At 43.9% G+C, this 21,727-nt stretch carries 18 protein-coding genes and 1 pseudogene; 11 read left to right on the forward strand and 8 right to left on the reverse strand.

The genetic code is table 11. The annotated features are described in order from the left end of the window. Positions 1–20: 20 nt before the first annotated feature. Positions 21–1,148, reverse strand: coding sequence for an ISAs1 family transposase (locus CAG57_RS08150; RefSeq protein ID WP_161426925.1), 1,128 nt, complete (start codon positions 1,146–1,148; stop codon positions 21–23). A gap of 95 nt (positions 1,149–1,243) precedes the next feature. Here CAG57_RS08150 and CAG57_RS08155 point away from each other — a divergent pair. After that, positions 1,244–1,495: pseudogene (locus CAG57_RS08155) on the forward strand (LysR substrate-binding domain-containing protein); the annotation flags it as partial. 103 nt (positions 1,496–1,598) lie between these two features. On the opposite strand, the gene CAG57_RS08160 reads toward CAG57_RS08155, so the two are convergent. Beyond that, positions 1,599–2,078 (reverse strand): outer membrane beta-barrel protein, encoded by a 480-nt coding sequence (locus tag CAG57_RS08160; RefSeq protein WP_161431073.1) that lies wholly within the window; start codon positions 2,076–2,078, stop codon positions 1,599–1,601. Positions 2,079–2,279: 201 nt separating this feature from the next. Further along, complete coding sequence (gene hrpA, locus CAG57_RS08165; RefSeq protein WP_161431071.1) at positions 2,280–6,203, reverse strand: ATP-dependent RNA helicase HrpA; 3,924 nt, start codon at positions 6,201–6,203, stop codon at positions 2,280–2,282. A gap of 250 nt (positions 6,204–6,453) precedes the next feature. On the opposite strand from hrpA, the gene CAG57_RS08170 reads away from it, so the two are divergent. From CAG57_RS08170 to CAG57_RS08180, 3 genes are all read left to right on the forward strand, one after another. Further along, entirely contained in the window at positions 6,454–7,041 is a 588-nt protein-coding gene (locus tag CAG57_RS08170) for an FMN-dependent NADH-azoreductase (RefSeq protein ID WP_161426985.1), read from the forward strand. A 259-nt stretch (positions 7,042–7,300) separates the two neighbouring features. Further along, a complete protein-coding gene (locus CAG57_RS08175) occupies positions 7,301–7,645 on the forward strand; it encodes a hypothetical protein (protein WP_161426986.1) in 345 nt (114 codons plus the stop codon). A 104-nt stretch (positions 7,646–7,749) separates the two neighbouring features. After that, positions 7,750–8,205, forward strand: coding sequence for a tellurite resistance TerB family protein (locus CAG57_RS08180; protein WP_099612482.1), 456 nt, complete (start codon positions 7,750–7,752; stop codon positions 8,203–8,205). A 10-nt stretch (positions 8,206–8,215) separates the two neighbouring features. Here the strand turns inward: CAG57_RS08180 and CAG57_RS08185 are convergent, their stop codons facing one another. Continuing rightward, the gene (locus CAG57_RS08185) at positions 8,216–8,746 is read right to left on the reverse strand and encodes a 3'-5' exonuclease (protein WP_099612483.1); all 531 of its coding nucleotides are present in this window, start codon (positions 8,744–8,746) and stop codon (positions 8,216–8,218) included. 294 nt (positions 8,747–9,040) lie between these two features. Between CAG57_RS08185 and CAG57_RS08190 the strand changes: the two genes are divergently transcribed. The 4 genes from CAG57_RS08190 to CAG57_RS08205 all read left to right on the forward strand — a co-directional run bounded on the left by CAG57_RS08190 (position 9,041) and on the right by CAG57_RS08205 (position 15,718). Beyond that, entirely contained in the window at positions 9,041–9,673 is a 633-nt protein-coding gene (locus CAG57_RS08190; RefSeq protein ID WP_161426987.1) for a DUF2760 domain-containing protein, read from the forward strand. Next, the gene (locus CAG57_RS08195; RefSeq protein ID WP_161426988.1) at positions 9,673–11,601 is read left to right on the forward strand and encodes an Hsp70 family protein; all 1,929 of its coding nucleotides are present in this window, start codon (positions 9,673–9,675) and stop codon (positions 11,599–11,601) included. Before CAG57_RS08190 ends, CAG57_RS08195 begins: the two co-directional genes overlap by 1 nt. A gap of 177 nt (positions 11,602–11,778) precedes the next feature. Beyond that, a complete protein-coding gene (locus CAG57_RS08200) occupies positions 11,779–14,589 on the forward strand; it encodes an Hsp70 family protein (RefSeq protein WP_161426989.1) in 2,811 nt (936 codons plus the stop codon). A 580-nt stretch (positions 14,590–15,169) separates the two neighbouring features. Continuing rightward, a complete protein-coding gene (locus CAG57_RS08205) occupies positions 15,170–15,718 on the forward strand; it encodes an MSHA operon transcriptional regulator (RefSeq protein WP_161426990.1) in 549 nt (182 codons plus the stop codon). Between the two features lie 78 nt (positions 15,719–15,796). Here CAG57_RS08205 and CAG57_RS08210 read toward each other — a convergent pair whose 3' ends face one another. From CAG57_RS08210 to queE, 3 genes are all read right to left on the reverse strand, one after another. Beyond that, the gene (locus CAG57_RS08210) at positions 15,797–16,021 is read right to left on the reverse strand and encodes a hypothetical protein (protein ID WP_099612488.1); all 225 of its coding nucleotides are present in this window, start codon (positions 16,019–16,021) and stop codon (positions 15,797–15,799) included. A gap of 184 nt (positions 16,022–16,205) precedes the next feature. Then, a complete protein-coding gene (queC, locus tag CAG57_RS08215; RefSeq protein WP_161430796.1) occupies positions 16,206–16,892 on the reverse strand; it encodes a 7-cyano-7-deazaguanine synthase QueC in 687 nt (228 codons plus the stop codon). A gap of 11 nt (positions 16,893–16,903) precedes the next feature. Beyond that, positions 16,904–17,572, reverse strand: a complete 669-nt coding sequence (gene queE / locus CAG57_RS08220) for a 7-carboxy-7-deazaguanine synthase QueE (RefSeq protein WP_161430793.1) — start codon at positions 17,570–17,572, stop codon at positions 16,904–16,906. A 216-nt stretch (positions 17,573–17,788) separates the two neighbouring features. On the opposite strand from queE, the gene yidA reads away from it, so the two are divergent. Continuing rightward, positions 17,789–18,595: a sugar-phosphatase gene (gene yidA, locus CAG57_RS08225; protein WP_099612491.1), complete on the forward strand. Its 807-nt coding sequence runs from the start codon at positions 17,789–17,791 to the stop codon at positions 18,593–18,595. A gap of 49 nt (positions 18,596–18,644) precedes the next feature. Here the strand turns inward: yidA and CAG57_RS08230 are convergent, their stop codons facing one another. Further along, positions 18,645–19,583, reverse strand: coding sequence for a precorrin-2 dehydrogenase/sirohydrochlorin ferrochelatase family protein (locus CAG57_RS08230; RefSeq protein WP_099612492.1), 939 nt, complete (start codon positions 19,581–19,583; stop codon positions 18,645–18,647). A gap of 184 nt (positions 19,584–19,767) precedes the next feature. On the opposite strand from CAG57_RS08230, the gene CAG57_RS08235 reads away from it, so the two are divergent. After that, positions 19,768–20,790, forward strand: a complete 1,023-nt coding sequence (locus tag CAG57_RS08235; protein WP_161427460.1) for an amino acid ABC transporter substrate-binding protein — start codon at positions 19,768–19,770, stop codon at positions 20,788–20,790. A 240-nt stretch (positions 20,791–21,030) separates the two neighbouring features. Then, positions 21,031–21,690 carry a Bax inhibitor-1/YccA family protein gene (locus CAG57_RS08240; protein WP_099612494.1) on the forward strand — a complete coding sequence of 220 codons (660 nt, stop codon included), beginning with the start codon at positions 21,031–21,033 and terminating at the stop codon, positions 21,688–21,690. Positions 21,691–21,727 lie beyond the last annotated feature (37 nt).

Genomic DNA, 21,727 nt, shown 5'->3' on the forward strand with positions numbered 1-21,727 from the left:
CAGGGCGTCCGCATGAATGGTTAGAATTTAGCCGCCAACTTAAATCCAGCTAACAAGACTTGCTCCAAGAAGCCGGGGTTCATCATGCAACGCTTCTGCTTCATTGGCACACTAATTTTGGTTGGCTCAGCTCTTAGCATGTTAAGCGCCATGTGTCTTAACCCTGCCAAGTTTTCAGCTGCGTTTTCTCGGTAAATCTGACAAGCATCTTCCCGCATGCTCACATCTAAAATCCAATGCATTGACTCAATGCCCCAGTGGGCTCGAATAGCATTTCCAGCTTGCTCCGGAGTCAGGTCAGCTGAACTTATGTAGTAGCGGTACTCCAACACTGGTGCTTTGCCTTTTGCGGCTCGGTAATTTTCAACCATGACTATACTGCTTAGTCGGCTCCACGTAGAGAAGTCACCCTCCAACTCGCAGGCCTTGAGTACATGGCAAGTTCGTGCTTCAACACGGCCTTTCTGTTTCTCGATGTGATAGGTGTTTTTTTCAATCGGAGCACGACGGTGTGGGGCGAAGGCGGCCTGTACGGCTGCCGACAACTTGCCTTGGTTCCCCTTTACTGCCAACAAGTAATCACCGCCTTTGTTGGTAATTACCTTGGCAATTTTGATCTGGCAGGCCATCGCATCAATCGTCACGAGGGCTCCGCGCAAGTCGAGCATCTTAATCAATTCCGGAATTGCGGTGATTTCATTGCTCTTATTGTCAGTTTTGAGTTGGCCCAATACCAGTTGGTTGGCACTCGCGTAGGCGCTCACCATATGGATGGTGCTTTGTCTGTCATCTCTATCGTAGGAGCCGCGCAAAGTCTTGCCATCAATGGCAACCACCTCACCACACGTCAAGGTATGTACCGCATTCATCCAGCCCAGGAAACAGTCGCGAAACTCGGCAGGGTCAATACCTGCGATCAGACGAGCAAAGGTATCGTCAACAGGCACGCCGTTTTCAAACAGCCCCTGTTTAAGAAACCACTCATGGTGACCAAGAACATATTCACGAATGTCGGTCCAGCCTTGACCACCGGCTATCACGGCGCAGATTGAACCAAACAAAATATCAAACAGAGGGTAGTCAACTTTTGCGCTTTGCCGTTCGTCACGGATGATGCTGAAGTGCTCTTTGATGGTATTAATATTCATGGCAACACCTTAAAAAAGGAGCATAAGATCACAGCCCGCACGTCAGGTCAAACTTAACCTCGCATTGCGCAAAAAACGTTCATGATCTTGCCCTGTCAGAGGAGCTGGACACCATTGTCAATGCGGCATTTTTAAATATGGGCATTGCTCGCCTGCCCAAAGGGTTAATAACTCAAGAACTGCATCAAGGTAAATTAATACCATTACTTGCTGATTGGCAAATGGAAGGTTCTGATGTCTATTTATTACATCCTCAACGGCGTTTTCTACCAGAAAGAACTCAAGCCTTAATTGACTATATTATTTCTCACTGGTCACGAGTCGCTTTTCATCACTGGCTGACATAACAAAATAAACGAGCCGAATAGACGACGGGGGCATTCAACAATAAACCCCACCATCATTCGGCAAAAATAAAGGTGAGGTTTAAGATTATGTTAAGCCAATTTTTTATAGGAAATGGAATGTCGCGTTGAAAGAAAGTACCTTAACATCATGTTTATCAAGGGTATAACGGTGATAGCCAGCGCCGATAGAAAAAGGCCCCATAATGAAATATTCTGCGCCAACACCATACATGATATCGAAACCATCGTCATCTTTGCTTCCGCCAATTTCGGTTTTCCAAGAGTGGATACCACCGCGTGCATAGACATGCAAAGGACCAAAATCTATGCTCGGTTTTAATGCCGCATACATTGTCGTTGCCGAAGTATCAACGCCATTAATTTTGAATTCGCCAAAATCACTATACCCACCTTCAACCGCAAAAAAAGGCAAGATACCAGTACCGACATGCACATTATAAGCCGTACTTGATTCCCCACGATAATCTGATTGCCCCACAGACGCCCCACCGTAAACCAACGCATCAGCCATTGCTGTTGAAGATGCACCGATCAACGCCAGTGCAAGAAGAGTTTTTTTCATAATAAACCTTTTCATCATTAGAAGACCGCATTATGCAAGCCTCTTTTTTCCCCACCACTAAAAATAACCACTGCTGTATCCATTAACAGTGCCGTCATTGATAGTTAGCAGGTATACCACTTTTCAGAAATTATAGAGTCATCCCTAAGGGACCTCAAGCAGCGAGCTTATCGGGTCACTAAATTTCTGACTAAACCCTCATTAACAAGCGTCAATCGCCTGCATGATCCTCTTGTCAGAAATGGGGTAAGGCGTCCCCAATTGCTGAGCAAAATAGCTCACTCTCAATTCTTCAATCATCCAACGAATATCTTTCACAGCATCAGGAACAGCCTGCCCTTTGGGTATTTTATTCAGCAATGCTTTATAGTTATTTGTTACCGATTCTATCTTCAACATATGCAGCCGATCTTTATTCGGGTCAATGGGTAATTTTTCCATCCGCCGCTCAATGGCTTTCATGTAACGTAAAATATCCGGCAACCGTTGGTAACCACTCTCGGTCGCAAAGCCTTTAAAAATGAGGCTTTCCATTTGCGCTTTGATATCAGATAGCGCAAATGCCATAGTAAAATCGATTTTCCCTTTAAGGCGTTTATTAATGTTATAAGCCGTGGTTAAAATCGTTTCAACTTGTTGAGCAATCGCGACAACGGTATCACCTAATTCAGCACGAACGTGCTCTTTTAATGCCTCAAATGCTTCTGGTTGCCAAACGAGCCCGCCTTGCTCTTCTATCAGTTTATCAACCCCGCAAGCAATGCAATCGTCAATCAAATCTAATACTTTGCCATAAGGATTAAAATACAATCCCAATTTGGATTTATTGGGTAAGTTCGCATGCAAATATTTTATTGGTGAAGGCACATTGAGTAAAATTAAGCGCCGCTGCCCCGCTTGCATAGCACACTGCTGCTCATACTCTGTTTCGAACAACTTAATCTCGATGCTCTCTTTATTATCCACCAATGCGGGGTAAGCTTTAACATCAAAGCCGCCTCGTTTTTGTTGATAAACCTTGGGTAACTCACCGAATGACCAAGTATGTAAATTTTTCTGCTCAATCTCGTCGTCGGCAACTTGTGAAAGAGTTTGCTGCACTTGCTCTTTTAAAGCCTCTTTAAGTGCATATAAATCTTTGCTCTCATTTAATTTGCGATGGCGATGATCGACCACTCGATAAGTCACTTTAAGATGGTCTGGCACTTGCGCCCAATTCCAGTCTTCGCGCTGAATCGCCACCCCGGTCATCCGACGCAGTTCTTTTTCTAGCGCGTCGAGTAATGGCAACTCCATTGGCGTGACTCGCGCCAAAAATGCGTCGGTATAATTGGGGGCGGGGACAAAGTTTTTACGCAGCGTTTTAGGTAGTGACTTAATTAAACTTACCACCAATTCGTGGCGTAATCCCGGAATTTGCCAGTCAAAACCCGTCGACTCAATTTGGTTGAGGATCGGAAGTGGGATATGAACCGTCACCCCATCGCTATCCTCACCAGGCTCAAACTGATAACTGAGTTTTAATTTAATACCATTTTGATACCAAAAATTAGGATAATCGAGCTCGGTAATGTGGCTAGCATCTCCTTTAAAAAGCATCTCTTTTTCAAAGTTGAGTAAATCTGGCTGAGTTTGACGAGCCTTTTTCCACCACGCATCAAAATGTCGTCCAGAAACCACTTCCGTTCCAACTCGCTGATCATAAAACTGAAACAGCTCTTCATCATCAACCAAAATATCTCGGCGACGAGATTTATGTTCTAACTCCTCAACTTCCAATAACAGTGAGCGGTTTTGTTTGAAAAACGCATGTTTTGTTTCCCAATCCCCTTCAACGAGCGCACTGCGGATAAATATTTCACGACTTAAAGTCGCATCAATATTGCCATAGTTGACCAACCGCTTCGCCACAATGGGAATCCCATACAGCATAACTTTTTCATAAGCCATCACGGCCGCTTGTTTTTTCGACCAATGGGGTTCGCTATAGCTACGTTTGATCAAATGTTTTGCTAACGGCTCAATCCATTCTGGCTGAATTTTCGCCACAATTCTTGCCCACAGCTTAGAGGTTTCAACCAATTCTGCGCTCATCACCCATTTGGGTTGTTTTTTAAACAATCCTGATGCAGGAAAAATATGGAAGCGAGCATTACGCGCCCCTTGGTAGTCATGTTTTTCTGCGTCCTTACTTCCGATATGAGACAATAAACCGACTAAAATTGCGCTGTGTACTGCTTGGTAATTCCCCGGCTCATCGTTGAGTTTATAGCCCATTTCTCGCATGGCTTGGTGGATTTGGAAATAAACATCTTGCCACTCTCGAACTCGTAAGTAATTGAGATAATCTTGCTTACACTGACGACGGAACTGATTACTGCTTAAGGATTTTTGTTGCTGTTGCAGGTAGTTCCATACATTCACTAAGGTTAAAAAATCGGATTCTTCATCAAAAAAACGACGATGTTTTTCATCGGAAGCTTGCTGTTTGTCACTCGGCCGCTCACGCGGGTCTTGAATAGATAACGCTGATGCGATGACCATTAACTCTTTCAAACAACCTAATCGCGGCGCTTCAAGTACCATTCTAGCCAAACGAGGATCAATCGGCAGACGGGCAAGCTTACGCCCCATTTCAGTTAAACGTTTCTTCGGATCGGTGACTTCGCTGTTGATCGCGCCTAATTCTTCTAATAGACGAACGCCATCTTGAATATTGCGTTTATCGGGCGCTTCAACGAAAGGAAATGCTTCAATATCACCTAATCCAAGCGCAGTCATTTGTAAGATAACCGAAGCGAGGTTAGTTCGCAGAATTTCAGGATCGGTAAATTCTGGACGAGATAGAAAATCCTCTTCTGAATAAAGGCGGATACAAATCCCCGCTTCTACACGCCCACAACGGCCTTTTCGTTGATTCGCACTGGCTTGAGAAATCGGCTCAATCGGTAAACGTTGCACCTTGGTCCGATAACTATAACGACTGATCCTTGCCGTCCCTGGGTCAATGACATATTTAATCCCGGGAACGGTTAGCGAAGTTTCCGCCACATTGGTGGCGAGCACAATACGTCGCCCACTGTGTGGCTGAAAAATTTTATTCTGTTCTCCAGCGGATAAACGAGCGTACAAAGGTACAATTTCCGTATCTCGTAAGTTACGTTTGGAAAGAGCATCAGCCGTATCACGAATCTCCCGCTCTCCGTTCATGAAGATCAAAATATCGCCCAAGCCTTCGGCACACAGTTCATCAACCGCATCAAAGATACTTTCCAGTTGATCACGGTCGCTATCCTCATCACCAGCTAAAGGTCGATAACGCGTCTCAACAGGATAAGTACGACCAGAAACTTCAATGATAGGAGCATTAGAAAAATGCTTAGAGAAGCGTTCCGGATCAATGGTTGCTGAAGTAATGATCACTTTTAAATCTGGACGACGCGGTAACAGTTGTTTGAGATAGCCAAGAATGAAATCAATATTTAAACTACGCTCATGGGCTTCATCAATAATAATGGTGTCGTACTGATTGAGATAACGGTCATGCTGAATTTCCGCCAACAAAATACCGTCAGTCATTAGTTTAATCTGTGTCTGTTCAGAGATTTGATCGTTAAATCGGACTTTATAGCCAACAAAACCACCCAACTCAGTTGCCATCTCTTGGGCAATTCGAGTTGCCACCGAACGAGCCGCTAAGCGGCGTGGCTGAGTATGACCGATTAACCCATATTTTCCACGCCCAAGTTCGGCACAAATTTTAGGTAACTGAGTGGTTTTACCCGATCCAGTTTCCCCCGCAACAATCACCACTTGATGGTCAGCGATAGCTTTCGCTATTTCATCACGTTTTTGACTAACCGGTAACTGTTCAGGATAATCAATTGTCACCTCTTGCTCCATGCGCTGCTGAACGACCAACATAGAGCGGGCGATGTCTAATGCTATCTGATCAAAGACAGCATGACGGGCTGATTCTTTAGCAATTTTACTCGCGCCAGTAATCCGTTTATTCAATCGAAAACGATCTTTAATTAAACATTGTTTAAGGGCTTGTTGCAGTGATTTAGCGCTATTTGCTTTTGCGTCGCTTGGCGCTATTGAGTGAGGCTGTGACTGAGTCAAAGCATTACCTATTCTTATTTATCTATAAAACTGAACGAATTGTATCACAGAGTTGTCAGCAAGTGACCTGACCATCTACATTTGCTGTTAGGTATAAATCACGAGATTTTACCTTCAAAAATTTTGAATAAGTTAAGCAAATTTGCCCGCTTATGTTATCCAAGCGTCAGGCTTAATCTTGCGTTATCGATTCGTTGACCTTTGCCTCGTCAACTCATTGAAACAAAATAGAACAGAAAAGGAAAAAAATATGTCTCGTATACTTGCGCTAAAATCCAGCATCCTTGGTGAATATTCTCAATCAAGCAAATTACTGGATACTTATTTAAGCCAATTTAAAGCTAATGAAGTGCTGATTCGCGATTTAGCAGCAGAGCCTCTCCCTGTGCTGGATTTTTCTGTCGCCACCGCACTACGCGCTACAGAAGATTTATCTCAAGAACAGCAAAACGTCGTGACGTTATCTGACACTTTGATTGCTGAAATCAACGCTGCCGAAACAATTGTCATTGCGGCTCCCATGTATAACTTTACCATTCCAACACAGCTCAAAAATTGGTTTGACTTGATTGCTCGTGCCGGGGTGACGTTTAAATATACCGAATCGGGAGTGCAAGGATTAATCACCGGCAAAAAAGTCGTGGTGATCACCACCCGTGGTGGCATCCATAAAGATGGTAATACCGATCATGTTACCCCTTATCTAAAGACGATCTTGGGCTTTATTGGCATCACTGATGTCCAGTTCGCTTACGCAGAAGCTCTCAACATGGGAGAAGATTCTGCCACGCAGGGCATTGCGTCAGCCAAAGCTCAGTTAGCTGAAATGGTACTTTAACTCAGCATACCAGTAGAGGGGGATGAAGCTATCCCCTCTCACGTTTTATCGATATTTAGCCACTTCTTGATGCGTGAGACGCTTACTCACATCTTTAACGTTCAAGCCGTATCATGGCCTTAGCCAACATAAAATTGTCAATAAAGACCTAGGGGTTGTTGATTATTTCGCCTATCATGTCTGATTGATGATAGAAAACTTAGTTTTCTTGACCAATGACCGCTAAAATAGCCATAAGCATGACTAACTAGAAAAAATTGTGAAAGCTTCTGAACTCAAACAACGATTAAATGATATTCCTAGCGATATTGACCCAGACATTGTGATGGGTGAATCTTGGCTGCCAGAACAGTTAGTCGGCACTCAACTGGATGATGAGCTGCTATTTTTACAATTTGACAACGCCCCACAAGAAAACGAAGGGGAAGAAGAAGGACGAGGTTTTGTTGAACATGAAATTGACCTTATCCGCTACCAACTAGCACAAATTTTTCGTGGAGAGAGTGGCCAAAGAGAGAAAATTGAAGCTTTGGTCGCAATGCTTCTTGCTGCTCATGAACTGACCAGCGCCGAATTTATTGAAATGATTAGTGAACAACTCTAAAAATCATCAATGCCCTTTCTTGCTTTTACTTTCGGCTTGAAAAAAGGGAACAAAATCCCAATAACGCTCTCTAATCGATGAAACAATATTAAAGCAGAAAAGCTATGTTTAACGCAATCACCTCCCTGTTTAAGCAACTACTTGATGGACAAGATCTTAGCCAACAAACGGTGAACCCTAACTTTGCCATCGCTTGTTTACTCAGTGAAGTTGCCGGAGCCGATCACCAAATCAGTCCTACAGAACGGCAAGCCAAATTAACTTTATTGGAACGGCTGTTGGGTATTGATCAAGAGGAAGCGCAACGATTAGTGACGCGATCGGAACAACAGGTTCGTCAATCGGCATCATTGTATGAATTTACTTCTCAATTACGCAGTTTAAATCAAGCAACGCGTTTCGAATTGATTAAAGCGATGTGGGAAGTCGCTCATAGTGATGGTGAAATTGATCCGCTAGAAGAGGCCGTAATTCGCAAAACTGCAGAACTGCTTTACGTTGATCACAGCCAATTTATCCGTGCAAAATTACTGGTGGTTGAGCCCCCTGTAACCCGCTAGTCATCCGTACTTAAAGCATGGTTAGTGCCAACTTGGCAAGATTATATGCATCAACGTATCCAGAGTGTTGTCGGCCTTCCCAGTCAATGCCTTTTAATTCTTGAGCGGCCCGATGTCCGATGCGTTGGTCTTTCATCCGATGTTGAATGCGGTAAAGAGTTGCTAAGTTTAAGCATTCTTGAAAAGGCATCACTAACCCTTTGCTTTGACACTCTTGAGACAAAATTCGATCATCCCTTCCCCAACAAGCATAGATTTTATTGTTGCCGCCAAAATTTTTTACCATAGATTGCAACACGTTGGCTAATGGACGACCTTGCTTGGCAATTTTTCGTGGCGTAATACCTGTTAATTCAGCACAAAATGCAGATATTTCATCGTGCTCTGGCTTTACATAATATTGCGCTCGTTTCACTATCTGATTTGCTCTCAGATCAATCTCTGCTAAACCTATCTCAATGATTTCGCCTGTTGTGCCGACGCCATTGTCACTCCAACAGCACATTTCTAAGTCAAAACACACAACTCGGTTATAATTCATCGCCCCATCTCTCAGTTTTGATTGTCTTATACACTGATACAAAAATGGCATCCTACCGAATAATGAAAAAAAATTCGATGCTCTCTATTACCTGTAGCCCGTAATCCTCGTCATAAGCCTGCTTAGATGATCAAAAATCAATCAAACGCAGGCAAAAGTTAGCCCACCTTGCTATTTATCCATGCCTTGCGACTTGAATATGGTAATATTAGCCCTAATTTTCTAACGCATTCTGACCGTTAATGACCCAGCTTAATGGCTTTTATTCATTGACCAAACGACCGAGAATTCATCATGAACTTCGATTTAACTATGATTCCCAGCACATTCGATATGTTCCATGCTGGCCTAGCAGCATCCACGCTTTTTCTATTGCTTTTCTCTCTCAGCAGAAAGTCTAAGATAGTAGAAAAAGTAATTGAAAAACCCATTGAAAAGATTGTTGAAATAGAGAAACCCGTCGAAAAAATTATTGAGGTTGAAAAGATTGTTGAAGTGGAGAAAGTGATTGAAAAAGTCGTTGAAGTCCAATCTAAATTAGCGACCGCTGCGACCGATTCTGCCATGCAATTACTCTCTATTATGCAACAAGAAGCTCGTCTCATTGACTTTTTGCAAGAAGATTTAACCCATTTCTCCGATGAAGAGGTTGGCGCTGCAGCTCGAGTGATTCACTCTGGCGGTCAAAAAGTCCTCAACGAATACCTTACTCTTGAGCCGATCTGCTCAGAAGCAGAAGAAACACGCGTGACTATTGAAGAGGGATTTAACCCTCAATCGATTCGCTTAATCGGAAATGTAACTGGTCATGCACCTTTTACAGGTACCCTGATCCATAAAGGCTGGAAAGCAACAGCCATGCACCTGCCGCAATTAGCTCAACATCATGATGTCTCTATCATTACCCCAGCTGAGGTGGAGCTATAATGAACCCAATGGCCTCACCAACGAATAAAACCAACGCAAAATTTAGTGTGGGAATTGACTTAGGCACAACGCATTGTGTGATGTCATACGTTGATACTCAAGATGAACAAGCGGGTGTGCAAGTGATGCCTATTCCGCAGCTCACGGCACCAGGAACGGTAGAAACGCGCCAACAATTGGCTTCTTTTCTCTATCAGCCTCATGAACATGAAATGAATGCATCTGCTCGCGTACTACCATGGACAAATGAACCAAGCGCTTTAGTCGGTGCTATTGCCCGTCATCTTGGAGCGAAAACCCCAATTCGGTTGGTGACGAGTGCGAAATCTTGGTTATGTCATGCAGGGGTCAACCGTCGTGATGCTTTCTTACCCGTCGCGAGCCCTGAAGAAGTAGAAAAAGTATCTCCCCTCAAGGCAACTGAGTGCTACCTTGAACATTTACAAGCCGCTTGGAATCACGCCCATCCTAGTGCCCCCTTGGCAGAGCAAGAGGTGACCATCACAGTACCGGCCTCGTTTGATCCGGCGGCACGCGATTTAACCGCAGAAGCGGCCAAAAATGTCGGTTTTGCTCATCTCACGTTGTTAGAAGAGCCTCAAGCTGCCCTCTATCATTGGATTGATAACAGTCACGATCAATGGCGTCAGCAAGTGAGTGTTGGTGACGTAGTCCTCGTGGTCGATATCGGTGGTGGAACCACGGATCTATCTTTGGTTGAAGTCACTGAAGATGCCGGTAACCTAGCCTTAAAACGCATCGCGGTCGGTGAACATATTCTACTCGGTGGCGATAATATGGATCTTGCCCTCGCCTACTGTTTAAAAATCAAGCTAGCAAAAGAAGGGAAAGAATTACAACCTTGGCAAGTTCAAGCCATGACCCATGCTTGTCGAGATGCAAAAGAGGCGTTACTCAATGATCCTGACCTAGCGTCGGTTCCTATCATCGTACCTAGCCGGGGTTCTAAACTACTTGGGGCAACCTTGAAAACCGAATTAACTCAGCAAGAGGTGCAACAAACCTTAGTTGAAGGTTTTTTTCCTACGGTAACGATTGATCAACACCCACAACAACGAAACCGTGGTGCATTAACTCAAATGGGCCTTCCCTATGCACAGGATGCAGGGATCACGCGTCATATTGCGGCTTTTTTATCTAAACAAGCGACGGCACAAAGCGAATCTCAAACCGGTCTTACTGATGAATTTGCTCCATTTATGGGCAGTATCCCAGGGATGGAGAACCAACCAACGGATCCAATTCATAATTTTATCAAGCCTAGTGCCTTGTTATTCAATGGTGGAGTGCTGAAATCTGCACTATTAGCAGACCGTCTTGAACAAACGATTAATCACTGGTTAACCGCTGCTAATGCACCGGTGACCAAACGCTTAACCGGCGTCGATCTTGATCTCGCAGTCGCTTGTGGTGCCGCTTATTATGGTCGGGTACGTCAAGGACAAGGAGTGCGTATCCGTGGAGGCATCGCTTCTAGTTACTATGTGGGGATCGAAAGTGCCATGCCAGCCATCCCAGGCATGGCTCCCCCTGTCGAAGCCGTTTGCATAGCGCCTTTCGGTATGGAAGAAGGATCTAATGTTGATATGGCGAGCCAACCATTTGGTTTAGTCATTGGTCAACCGGTTAATTTCCAATTTTTTGGTTCAACTGTACGCCGAGAAGATAAGGCCGGAACACATCTTGATTACTGGAGTGACGGTGAATTAACAGAATTACCAGAAATTCAAGTGACGCTTCCCGTATCGGAAGGTCGTCGTGAAGGTGATATTGTGCCTGTAACACTTGCGGCTCGAGTGACTGAATTAGGCACACTCTATTTAGAAGCCATCGCTGCCGATAATGGTCAAAAATGGCATGTTGAGTTTAATGTCCGTGAAGAGAATCATTCTCCAACTCAACACTAAAATAACCCCTTCCCATATGACTTGATGCTTAACGATTGGCATCGTTGATAAGTTGCCCCACATCACCGATAGCGTGATTGGGGCATACCAATTTTGGCCATATTTTGAACATCAGTCGAACTGGGAAATACGGCATCTTCACCCATGTCGTTGTTTAACTGATGAAAGGTATGTCTTATGGGCTCTCCTCGCTTTTTGGTCGGCATTGATTTGGGTACAACCAATACTGTCGTCGCTTTCTGTGAAATTACTGACAACTTGTCACAATCTGAAATCACCTTGTTTCCTGTTGATCAATTGGTGGGGCCCGGTGAAGTCGTCCGCAAACCGTTACTTCCTTCTTTTCGTTATCATCCCGCACAAGGGCAAGTTGCCAGCTCAGATCTCACACTCCCTTGGGATCATCAAGCGGTAACCGGCGACATTGAACAAGTCATTATCGGTGAGTGGGCCCGAGAGTTAGGTTCAAAAGTTGCCGGACGTCAAGTCGCAAGCGCGAAAAGTTGGTTATCTCATCCCACCGTTGATCAAACTGCTGACATATTACCCTGGGCTGCGGGCAATGATGTCGAGAAAGTCTCCCCTATTATTGCCAGTGCCAGTTACCTAAATCATATCCGTCAAGCTTGGAACTATCGCCATCCGAGTGATCGATTAGAAAATCAAGAAGTCATCATCACAGTACCTGCCTCTTTCGATGAAACCGCTCGAAAATTCACCATAGAAGCGGCTGCGCTAGCTGGGCTAAACAAAATCCAACTATTGGAAGAACCCCAGGCGGTTTGCTACGACTGGTACGCCAGACACCAAAAAACGGCCTTCCAAGAGCTAAAAACGCTACCACTTATCTTAGTCTGTGATGTGGGAGGGGGGACAACAGATTTAAGCTTGATTGAGGCACAGTTTCAACAAGATGAATTAACACTCAATCGTATCGGTGTCGGAGAACACTTGATGCTCGGAGGTGATAACCTTGATCTAGCTTTAGCGCACTTGGCAGAACAACAATTGAACCAACACCAGAAATTAAATGCGGCAAACTTAACTAAACTCATCCAGCAAACCCGTCAGGCCAAGGAAAACTTGTTAGCCACCAATGCTCCGGAAGTCGCGAACATCACCATGCTTGGCAGTGGTTCAAAACTACTAGGCGGTACAAGAAAAATTAGCTTAACTCAACAAGAAGTTCTCGATATTGCTTTAGATGGTTTTTTTCCCTTAAGCGATTTTTCACAACGTCCGGACAAACGACGACGGGCGGTGGTTGAGTTTGGGCTTCCTTATGTTGCCGATCCTGCAATCAGTAAACACCTTGCCGAATTTCTCCATCAGCATCAGTCTGTCGCTCTCTCAGCGTTGCATCAGCAAGAGAGTACCCAGCCTGCCATCCCTGTTGGCCTGTTATTAAATGGTGGGCTTTTCAATAGCGATTTAATCACCAATCGCCTGATCCAGTTATTAGAACATTGGCGAAAAGCACCCATTACCTTGCTCGATAACCCACATCCTGATTGGTCAGTAGCCCTTGGTGCAGTCGCCTTTGCAAAAGCTCGCCGCGGGGCACAACTTAAAATTGGCGGCGGAGCGGCTCGCTCTTATTTTCTTCATCTACCAGAAAAAAACAAAATGGGTAATGCGTTGTGTCTTCTAGCCAAAGGGACAGAAGAAGGACAAGAAATCCGTTTAACGGGCCGACAATTTTCATTAACCCTTGGCGAGCCGGTACGCTTTAACTTACTTACTTCAACTCATGACACGCTAGCGCAAAAAACAGCGGTTAACAATGGCGTTATGGTTAAGATTGATCCGGATATGTTTTCCCCTCTCCCTCCCTATATTGTTACTTTAGAAAGTGACGGCGCAGAATTAAAAGCAAACCAAAAAGAGCGAGTGGCCGTTCAACTCGCCTGCCAATTAACCGAGGTCGGTACGTTAAAAATGGAATGTGTTAGCCTTGACGATGATCAAAAACGCTGGGCTTTAGAGTTTGAGGTGCGTAACCAAAAAACACAAGACACAAAACCACCAGCAAGTTCAACTCATTTAACCGAGTGTCAAGCGCTGATATCACGTCTTTACAGTGGCAATAAAAAAAATAGTGACGATGGAAAGGAGATAAAAACTCTAACTAAAACACTCGAAAAAAGGTTAGGCAAGCGCGATGAATGGGATTTCATAACCTTGCGCCATCTATTTGATACCTTGGCGCAAGGACGTAAACGTCGCCGTCGATCAGAACAACATGAGAAAAATTGGTTGCGCTTAGCAGGTTTTACCCTCCGTCCGGGTTTCGGTGCTGCAACGGATGCATGGCGCATCGAACAAGTGTGGGGACTTTATCAACAAGGTATTCAATTTCAAAATCATCAAGGTTGGAGTGATTGGTGGGTGTTCTGGCGTCGTATCGCCGGAGGGCTCAACCAAGAGCAACAGGAAACCATTCTAGCAGATATTGCTAAATATCTTCATCCGGGCGCAGCAAAAAACCCACAAACCATGAAGGCCGGGCAAGAGATGGGATACGAAGCCATGGTTCGCCTTGCGGCGTCTCTTGAGCACTTAGAGGTTGAAGATAAGAGACTATTGGCAGATTGGTTTTTAAGTAAAGCTTGCCACCAGCACCCATTTTCACAAGCTCATTGGTGGGCGGTAGGAAGATTAGCCTCTCGAACACCACTTTATGGTAGCCAACATACGGTAATTCCAAGGGAGCAAGTGGAACCATGGCTACCTCAGCTACTTGAGCAAGACTGGCAAGCGGAACCGATGGCTGCCTTTGCTTGTGTCATGATTTGCCGAAAAACAGGCGATAGAACGTTGGATATCAATGATGATATTCGCCAAAAAGTTATAACGAAGCTGACACAGAGTAAAACACCCGTATCATGGCTCAATTTAATCGATCATATTGGGGAACTCTCTATAAGCGAATCAAAACGAATCTTTGGTGATACCTTACCTAGTGGACTCATCTTACTAAGCCATTAAAGAGATATATTCGAACCATCTAAAACTGAAGAGTTAACTAGGGTCTGTTTATCTTTCGAGCTGATTTTTGCAGCAGTTTGTGGCTTCTTTATACAAGGCAGAGGCTTTGAAATGTAGTTATTCTACCTGAGAAGCCGATAACGCCGTAGAAAGGAGCTACAAACGCTTTTATTTCTAACAAAATCTAATCGCGAAAGGTCAACAGACCCTAGCAAGAAGAATGTCAAAGTTACTTGGGTATTGAAACATATTACGTGTAGAATAACGCTCCACACTCAACACATCATAATAATCTTCTATACCCAAACAACTTGGCGTTGCCGGTTGGCGGCAAGTGAGCGAGTCCCCCATGAGCATAGACAGTCTATTTGATTGGGGTGAACGAACGTAGCCCCGTAGCTTCAAGTAGCAAGGGATAGACCCAAATGGCTCGGAGTTGCTGTCCGTGCTGTTCCAATTAGTAAGGGATACGAGTGTGCTCAGTTTGGCTCGGTCAGTATTAACGTATTTTCACCCTATATAAAATACTGGGTAAGATTTATTTCATCGTTAGAACAACTTACTGGATCAATATATCGCTATGACGCAAGATAAATTTATGCACGTATTCCGCCTACCGGGTTCAATTCAAGTTCGTATAGCGAAATGGCAAGCAACCTTTCGTGGCACATCAGATATTGTTTTATATGACGCAATAAAACTCCGTAATCAACAGTATAAAAGCGCCACGTTTTTACCAAAAGGTTGGTGTCTGTCCCCTTTTTCAGAACAAGATATTTCGATTACACATCATGGTCGTTATATCCAAACCACCATGTTAACAATGATAGACAGAAAGGTTGCCTACAAACGAATCTATTTATCTCGCATGCCTCTCGAGCAAGCAGAGCCAGCTTTACGTGCCTTTAAGCTCGAATGGATAAAGCATCATAATCAAGTACTCAAAATATATAACCAGATTAAGAAAAAAGAGTTTCTGCGTTATGCTTATGAAGAGCTTGATACGCTTTATCCTTCGATTCCCAAAGCGACCTTTGATAAATCGTTATGGAATCGCTTAGTTCGCTCTGAACTTAAGCATATTAACCAGCCAACAAACCCTTACTACGTGGTTAAAGCCGATTTTTGACGCATCATCTCACGAAAAGAACAGATTGATCACCGAAAGTAGAGTACGCCACACTATAAATAATGTGGCGTACCATATTCAATGTTTGATACCAGAAGGGTTATAACTAAATTCTGTTTGTTTATAAATATCGGCTAATTTTTTGTCTTTTACAGACTTAGCTTTGCCTCTGCGTTTAGGTTCAAATTCTTGTTCGACAAACTTTAACGTCTCCTCATGATTTTTGGCTGACGCCACAAATTCTGGATCTGACATCGCCTGTTGGCGCAGGCGGTTAACTCGTTCTAATGTCTCCCATAACATAGATGACCTCCTTTACCACTGGTTATATATCCAGCATAGTACAGTTGGTTTCTTTGTCAAGCAAAAATACTGTTTTTACATACAGGGGATTCGCTATTTATGGTGGCAAATTTCCGTGATTGCTTCTTTTTACTAGATTGTTTAGGGGCAGTTGACCTTTCGAACAAAATTTAATCGCGAAAGATCAACAGACCTTAGTAAGTAACGACTTGGTCCACACGGCTTTGTTTGCCAAATATTGCTCCAACCCCGCTTTTCTCAAATCGCAAGATGGACAAGCTCCGCACCCGTCCCCCATGATTCCGTTATAACAAGTTAAAGTTTGATGGCGAATCAATTCCAAAGCTTGGTGCTGATCGGCCAGCGCCCATGTTTCGGCTTTATTGAGCCACATTAACGGTGTCCGAATGGTTAATGGTTTTGCCATCCCTTGAACAAGTGCATGGTTCATTGCTTTAACAAAGGTATCACGACAGTCAGGATAACCAGAAAAATCGGTTTCACAAACACCAGTAATCACGGTATTAGCCCCGATTTGGTAAGCATAAATACCCGCTAACGTTAAAAACAGGATGTTACGTCCAGGTACAAAAGAGTTAGGTAAGCCGTTACTTTGTCGTTCATGCGAAACTGGAATCTCATCACGCGTCAAAGAACTGATAGCCAATTCGTTGAGTAAAGTGACATCCATCACTTTATGCGCTTTCACGCCTAATTTCATCGCTAACTTTTGCGCCACTTCAATTTCCAGCCGGTGCCTCTGACCGTAGTCAAACGTGATGGCATGTACTTCATCATACTCTTTTAGCGCTTGAACGAGACAGGTCGTTGAATCTTGCCCACCACTGAACACCACAACAGCTTTGCTCATGTTGTTATCCTCTATGCAATATTTAGGTATTTATGAGTTTGAATCGATAGCCGCCAATTACGAGCAATACATGTATCAATACATAATTGCGTCGCTCGTGGCTTTTGACTTAGTGGTTGCAAAGCAATGACCGTCGAGGTTGGTAGCACCACTTGACTTAACAAAGCATCTAACTGTTCGATATCTTTTTCTGTTCCCACTGGGTGTTTGATTTCATTCGCTCGCACTAACGCCGTATTTAGCACCGGTAATTTACCTTTCATGGCAATTTTCGGTGAAACAGTCACCCACGTATGCTCGGTGGCTCGAACCTCAAAGGTGCCACTGGTTTCAATTTGACATTGGCACCCAATAGCTTCAAACGCCTGCGTCAATGGCAACAGATCATAAAAACACGGCTCACCACCAGTAATAACAATATGTTTGGCTGAAAAACCTTGCCGATGATATTGCGAAATAATTTCATCAGTAGACACCGAACACCATGTCGGGCTATCCCCCTGCTTTACCATGATTTGTTCCATGCTACGCTGATCTTGCTCGAGCGCATGCCAAGTCTGTTTAGTGTCACACCAAGCACAGCCAACCGGACAATACTGTAAGCGGACAAAGACAGCAGGAACCCCGGTAAAAACGCCTTCACCCTGAATGGTCTCAAATATTTCGTTTACTTTATACAAAATCAACGTGCCTAATCTATCATTATCAATTTCAGGTCGCAGACCTTAATGGATGCGTTTCGTCTGGTCAATTTAAAACCGGATGAATAAAAGAAAAAAACAAGGTTAGAATTTGATTGTACGCTCAATAGTTACACACGTTTACTTTTAGTTTGCAGAGAAAACACGTATCTTGTCATACTTTAATCTGTCCGATTCAGCCACGTTAGGTAACACATGTACAAATTGATCGCTCTTGATATGGATGGCACCCTGCTTAATAGCCAAAAACAGATTTCATCACGTACCAAACAAGCCATTGCAAAAGCTCGTGAACAGGGCATTTACGTTGTTCTGGCGTCTGGCCGCCCACTGGCCGGGATGCGCAGTAAACTGGAAGAGTTAGACCTTACCTCACAGGATGACTATGTACTTCACTACAATGGTTCCATAGTACAGAATGTGGGAACCGGTGATATTATTTATCAACAAATCATTGATGGCCGCTCAGCAAAAATGGTGGCTCGCTTAGCTCAAGAACTTGGGGTTAATACCCACGCTTTTAGTCAAACTCACGGGTTAATTACGCCAAAAACCAGCCAATATACAGAAGTTGAAGCAACGATTAATCATTTGCCAATTACTGAGATGGACTTCGAACAATTATCTGATGACCATCCTATTATCAAAGCGATGATGGTTGCTGAACCTCCAGTATTAACCGCCGCAATCCGTCAATTACCTTCTTCATTACATCAAGATTATACTATTGTACAAAGTGCGGCCTTCTTCCTTGAATTTCTTAACCCGAAAAGCAATAAAGGTATCGGCGTTAAAGCGATAGCCGACCATTTAGGCATTGATGCCAAAGAAGTGATCTGTATGGGCGATGCTGAAAATGATCATCATATGTTACAGTATGCCGGGCTCGGCATTGCCATGGCCAATGCTATGGAAGAAACCAAGCGGATTGCCGATCATATTACCTTGAGCAACGATGAAGATGGCGTTGCAGTCGCTATTGAACAATTTGCTCTACGCTAACCGTATTCACAGATGGGGTAACGCGGTATCGTTACCCTTGTTACCCTTGTTACCCTTCTCTGGCTTGTTTTAATACTCGCTCTTGCCCCTGTAATAATAAATATTCATGCTTATCAGCAGAGACCAATATTACGACACTTTGCTGTGCTTGTTTCGCCACAACTAGGCGTTTACTCAATTGCCCAGGATGATTAAAACTTTCACGTTCAGCGTCACGTCGGCAAAGATCAACATAGTCATAAGGGCATGCCTGCTCAAATAAAACCAATTCTGCTTGCTGCATATAACGCAATGCTTTTAGGGGTAAAAGTTCAACATCTGCACCATATTCTATCCAAACGACTTCGCCACGTTCGTTAATTTCTTCCGTAAGTGCAGCTCGATAACACTTTTCTAATGTTTCACGACTGGTGGCATTTTTCACGGCATTTTGCGCAAAAAAATGTTCCCAAAATTTACGTCGGAGATCGACGGTGGGTAAATATTCTTTAATCGAATTACGTTTTGAGGCCCCAAAATCGGCCAATAATGCAAGATTTTGTGGTAAAACGGCTTCCAGTGTTTCTCGGACATTACGGATTAATACCGGAGAAGCGCCACCGCTCGAAATAGCAATTTGAATGCGTCCTCGCTCCAAGATTGAGGGCGTGATAAAATCGCAATACGGTTGGTCATCGACCACATTAACTAAAATACCGGCCGCAGTCGCATCACGATAGACTTGATGATTAAGTTCAGGATTATCGGTGGTCGCCCACACCTGTCGGTAATCTTTGGTAACGAACTGTGAAGAATAAAAATTTTTCACCCATTGGCAACGCCCCTGTTCAACCCATACTTGAATTGGTGACGCTATTTGTGGAGAAACAACCGTAACATAAGCACCTGCACGCAGTAGCGTTTCAATTTTTCGACATGCCACTTCACCACCACCAACGACCAGTACGGCTTTATTCAGTAAATCAAGAAACAAGGGGAAATAGCGCATTGTTGGTCTGCTACCTTTTTATTTGATTCGGTCACGCCATGCTAACAAAAAAACAATACCAACAGTAGAGAGGTTATTGAAGCAATCTAACATTAATTTGACTTGGTAGAAGTGGCTTCTCTTATCTACGCTTATAATGATCGGCAAGTTGACCAAGCACTTTAGTTCAAAGAGGGAAATTCCTATGGCAAAACGATTGGCTATTTTGACTTGTACTGTATCGCTATTGTTCACAACTCATATCGCTTTTGCATCGCCATCAACGTTAGATCAAGTACTAACCAAAGGGAAGCTCACTTGTGGCATCAGTACTGGTTTGGCTGGATTTTCCGATGCCGACGGCAAAGGTCAGTGGCAAGGTTTAGATGTGGACTATTGTCGCGCCGTGGCTGCCGCAGTATTAGGTGACAAAAATAAAGTCGAATTTATCCCGTTAACCGCTCGTGAACGCTTCCAAGCTCTACAATCGGGGCTGGTTGATGTGGTCTCTCGCAATACCACATGGACATTTGAGCGAGATACCACAATGGGACTCAACTTTGTTGGCGTTAATTTTTATGATGGGCAAGGATTTATGGTTAATAAAAAATCCACCATAACCCAAATCAGTCAACTTCATAATCAACCGATTTGTGTCCAATCAGAAACCACCACCAAATTGAACTTGGATGATTATTTTCGCCATCACAACATGAGTTACCAACCCGTGGTTTTTGATACCGCAATACAAATCGCCCGCGCCTTCAATGCAGGACGTTGCGTTGCTATCACCGGGGATCAATCTGGGCTCTATGCGTTACGACTTAACTTAGCCAAACCCGATTCGGCGATTATTCTACCGGAAATTATTTCCAAAGAGCCTCTTGGCCCCGTTATACGAGAAGGCGATGACCGCTGGTTAAATATCACTCGCTGGACACTCGCCGCGATGATTAACGCCGAAGAACTCGGCATTACCTCAGCCAACGTCGACCAAAAGCGCACATCAACCAACCCTGAAATACGACGACTACTTGGCGTTGAAGGCGACATTGGACAACCACTGGGCCTCAATAGCGATTGGGCTTATCAAGTGATTAAACAAGTCGGTAATTATGATGAAAGCTTTCAACGTAATGTCGGCGAAGACTCTCCTCTAGCCATTCCACGTGGACTTAATGCTCTTTGGAACGCCGGAGGAATTATGTACGCCCCGCCAATACGCTAAAAGTTTCTTATTATTACGTCTATTTTAACGTAGAATAAGGTTACCTATTCACAAGCGCGAGCGTCCCGTTCTAGTATGAATAGCGAACGCAAGTAATATCATGTTACAACTTGTTCACACTTAATTCGCGCTTTTTGATTATTATTCTCGTAAACAAAAACACAGATATGGGATTGAAATAGTGAACTTTTCACCCCATTACTGTCTACATAGTTAACTACAGCTTCTATGAGGAAGAGTATGAACAGTCCAATGTATTCACGCACCTCGTCTTATGACGGTGCCTTACAAACCAACAAAGTGCTCAGAAACACCTATGCGCTGCTTTCCATGACATTATTATGGTCAGCGGTTGTTGCTGGGATTTCTATGGCAATGAACTTACCAAGGCCTGGCCTACTGATTATGTTAGTCGGTTTTTATGGGCTATTATTCCTGACAGAGAAAAACCGTAACAATGGTTTAGGCTTAGTCTTTACCTTCCTATTCACTGGATTTTTAGGCTATACCATTGGGCCGATTCTCAATTTGTATATCGGCGCAGGAATGGGAGATGTCGTCCTCACTGCTCTTGGGGGCACGGCTCTTGCCTTTATGGGCGCATCCGCTTATGCACTCACCACCAAACGAGATCTTTCTTTCTTAGGTGGTCTGTTAATGGCAGGTTTTGTCGTACTACTCATTGGTATGGTTGCTAACATTTTCCTACAAATGCCAATGTTGTATTTAGCGATGAGCGGAATGTTTGTACTATTTTCTACTGGTGCAATTTTACTCACAACACAACAAATCGTCCGTGGTGGTGAAACCAACTATATTTCGGCAACTATCACCTTGTATGTCTCGATTTATAACCTATTCATCAGCCTATTAAGCATCCTTGGTATTATGCGCGACTAATCCTTCTGCGCTAACCACATGATTCATTAGCCCGAAA

Source organism: Vibrio sp. V30_P3S12P165 (genome assembly GCF_009904905.1).
Taxonomy (GTDB): Bacteria; Pseudomonadota; Gammaproteobacteria; order Enterobacterales; family Vibrionaceae; genus Vibrio; species Vibrio fujianensis.